Source organism: Streptomyces sp. S6 (assembly GCF_054880855.1).
In genome coordinates this window covers 1-3,509 of the sequence record NZ_JBTYMC010000480.1, presented here as the reverse complement: position 1 = coordinate 3,509, position 3,509 = coordinate 1, and the positions used below count along the sequence as shown (strand labels likewise).

Below are 3,509 nucleotides of genomic sequence, written 5' to 3'. Positions count from 1 at the left end.
CGGGGCGGCGGGAGCCTCGGCGACAGGCGCCGGGGTGGGCTCGGCGACCGGCTCGGCGACAGCCGCCGGGGCCTCAGCAGCGGCCGGCGTGCCGGTGCCGTCGTCGATGATGGCCAGCTCGGCGCCGACCTCGACCGTCTCGTCCTCGGCGACCTTGATGGACGCGAGGATGCCGGACGCCGGCGCGGGGATCTCGGTGTCGACCTTGTCGGTCGAGACTTCGAGCAAGGGCTCGTCGGCCTCGACGCGCTCACCCTCGGCCTTCAGCCAGCGGGTGACGGTGCCCTCGGTGACGCTCTCGCCGAGCGCCGGAAGGGTTACGGAAACCGCCATGGTTTCGGTTGCTCCTTACGAGTTGCGGAAAGTCTGTGTCGTCGCTTCGGTGACCGAGGGGGTCAGTCGTGAGCGTGAAGCGGCTTGCCGGCCAGGGCCAGGTGGGCCTCGCCGAGCGCCTCGTTCTGGGTCGGGTGGGCGTGGATGAGCTGGGCGACCTCGGCCGGCAGCGCTTCCCAGTTGTAGATCAGCTGGGCTTCGCCGACCTGCTCACCCATACGGTCGCCGACCATGTGGACGCCGACCACGGCACCGTCCTTGACCTGGACGAGCTTGATCTCGCCCGCGGTCTTCAGGATCTTGCTCTTTCCGTTGCCCGCCAGGCTGTACTTCAGGGCGACGACCTTGTCCGCGCCGTAGATCTCCTTGGCCTTGGCCTCGGTGATCCCCACGGAGGCGACCTCGGGGTGGCAGTACGTCACCCGGGGGACACCGTCGTAGTCGATCGGGACGGCCTTGAGGCCGGCCAGCCGCTCCGCCACCAGGATGCCCTCGGCGAAGCCGACGTGCGCGAGCTGGAGTGTCGGGACGAGGTCGCCGACGGCGGAGATCGTCGGCACGTTCGTCCGCATGTACTCGTCGACCAGGACGTAGCCGCGGTCCATCGCGACGCCCTGCTCCTCGTAACCGAGACCGGCGGAGACGGGGCCACGGCCCACGGCGACGAGGAGAACCTCGGCCTCGAACTCCTTGCCGTCGGCCAGAGTGACCTTGACGCCGTCGGCGGTGTACTCGGCCTTCGAGAAGAAGGTGCCCAGGTTGAACTTGATGCCGCGCTTGCGGAACGCGCGCTCAAGAAGCTTGGAGGAGTTCTCGTCCTCAAGGGGGGCCAGGTGCTTCAGGCCCTCGATGATCGTGACGTCGGCGCCGAAGGACTTCCACGCGGAGGCGAACTCGACGCCGATGACGCCGCCGCCCAGGATGATCGCGGACTGCGGGACGCGGTCCAGGACGAGGGCGTGGTCCGAGGAGATGATCCGGTTGCCGTCGATCTCCAGGCCCGGCAGCGACTTCGGCACGGAGCCGGTCGCGAGGAGAACGTGACGGCCCTGGATGCGCTGGCCGTTGACGTCGACCGAGGTCGGCGACGACAGGCGCCCCTCACCCTCGATGTACGTCACCTTGCGGGAGGCGACGAGACCCTGGAGGCCCTTGTACAGGCCCGAGATCACGTCGTCCTTGTACTTGTGGACGCCCGCGATGTCGATGCCCTCGAAAGTGGCCTTGACACCGAACTGCTCGCTCTCCCGAGCCTGGTCCGCGACTTCGCCCGCGTGGAGCAGGGCCTTGGTGGGGATGCAACCCCGGTGCAGGCAGGTACCGCCGACCTTGTCCTTCTCGATCAGGGCGACGTCCAGACCCAGCTGCGCCCCCCGCAGGGCCGCGGCGTAACCACCGCTGCCACCGCCGAGGATCACTAGGTCGAAAACGGTGCTGGCGTCGTTCGCCACGTCACGTCCTCCATGCTGTGCGCCGTACGCCGGTCGTCACTGACCGGCAGGCGGCTGGTGTCCGGCCGCTCTTTGCTTCGGCCCTTCGGTGGGGGCCCTGTCCTGCCGAGCCCCATCCTCGCACTTGTCAGACGCCGACGAGACACGGGGATGGGGTGTGAGACACCACACGGGAGTGGGGGTCGGGGGAGATGGGGGAGCTTGATCGAGGGGAGAAGGGGTGGTCTTCTCAAGGGGCGGTGGGGTGATTGCTTTTAGCCGCGCGGGGCTGTGTCGATTCGCGGCTCCGCCGCGTGGGCGCGACCAGCCCCCACGTGGCGGGACGTTGACGGCGGACCTCAGCCCAGTCCTTCAGGGGCGCGGGGAACTGCGCGAACAACCCCCACGCGCCTGAAGTCGCCACACGACGGAACCACCCCACCCAGTGGGCGAACCGTCAGCCCAGCTCGCCCAACGCCGTCAACTCGGCGAGACGAACCAGTGTCCGCACGGCCGTCCCCGTACCCCCCTTGGGCGTGTACCCGAACGGCCCGCCCTCGTTGAACGCGGGGCCGGCGATGTCGAGGTGCGCCCAGGTGATGCCCTCTCCGACGAACTCCTGGAGGAAGAGCCCGGCGACGAGCCCACCCCCCATCCGCTCACCCATGTTGGCGATGTCGGCGGTGGGGGAGTCCATCCCCTTACGGAGGTGCGACGGCAGCGGCATCGGCCAGGCCGGCTCGCCAACCTCCTCGGCCGCCTCGTACACCGCGGAGCGGAACGCGTCGTCGTTGGCCATGACCCCGAACGTCCGGCTGCCCAGCGCCAGCATCATCGCCCCCGTCAGCGTCGCCACGTCGACGATCGCGTCCGGCTTCTCCAGCGACGCCGCCCACAGCGCGTCCGCGAGGACGAGCCGTCCCTCCGCGTCCGTGTTCAGCACCTCGACGGTCTTCCCGCTGAACATCCGCAGCACGTCACCGGGCCGCACGGCCGCCCCCGACGGCATGTTCTCGGCGAGCGCCAGCCACCCGGTGACGTTCACCTCCAGCTCAAGGCGCGCGGCGGAGACGACCGCGGCGAACACCGCGGCGGCACCACTCATGTCGCACTTCATCGTCTCGTTGTGCCCGGCGGGCTTCAGCGAGATACCACCGGAGTCGTACGTGATCCCCTTGCCGACGAACGCGAGGTTCTTGGACGCCTTCGGGTGGCTGTACGACACCTTCACCAGCCGAGGAGCCGCGAGCGACCCCTGCCCGACCCCGAGGATCCCCCCGTACCCACCCTTGGTGAGCGCCTTCTCGTCGAGCACCTCGACCTTGAGGCCGTGCTCCTTGCCCGCCGTCACCACGAGCGCGGCGAACGCGGCCGGGTCCAGGTCGTTCGGCGGCATGTTGATGAGATCCCGCGCCCGGTTCAGCTCCTCGGACACGGCGACGGCACGCGCGAGCGCCGCCTTCTGCGCGGCGTCCCGGGGCTTCCCCCCGAGCAGCGCGGCCTCACCCAGCGGCGCCTTGCCGTTCTTCCCCTTGGGCGCCTCCTTGTACGTGTCGAAGGAGTACGCCCCGAGCAGCACGCCCTCCGCGACCGCGCCGAGATCCCCGGCGTCCTCGACACGTACAAGGAGGCGCCCAGGGGGAAGAACGGCAAGGCGCCACGGCGCACCACAGCAGCGAACCGGCGATCGGATGCGCCACGGGCCAGGCCGCGCCCCGCGGTACCGGCGCGTTGCCCAGCAGGTCC

General features: G+C 69.8%; 2 protein-coding genes and 2 pseudogenes. All 4 read right to left on the bottom strand.

The window, feature by feature from the left end; genetic code table 11:
* A partial coding sequence (locus tag ACVNF4_RS33925) for a biotin/lipoyl-containing protein (RefSeq protein WP_461806714.1) occupies positions 1–333 on the bottom strand: 333 nt, incomplete at its 3' end.
* Positions 334–395: 62 nt separating this feature from the next.
* A complete protein-coding gene (gene lpdA, locus ACVNF4_RS33920; protein ID WP_055724591.1) occupies positions 396–1,784 on the bottom strand; it encodes a dihydrolipoyl dehydrogenase in 1,389 nt (462 codons plus the stop codon).
* Positions 1,785–2,220: 436 nt separating this feature from the next.
* Positions 2,221–3,381 (bottom strand): annotated as a pseudogene (locus tag ACVNF4_RS33915) (leucyl aminopeptidase); the annotation flags it as partial.
* A 40-nt stretch (positions 3,382–3,421) separates the two neighbouring features.
* Positions 3,422–3,509: pseudogene (locus tag ACVNF4_RS33910) on the bottom strand (ABC transporter permease); the annotation flags it as partial.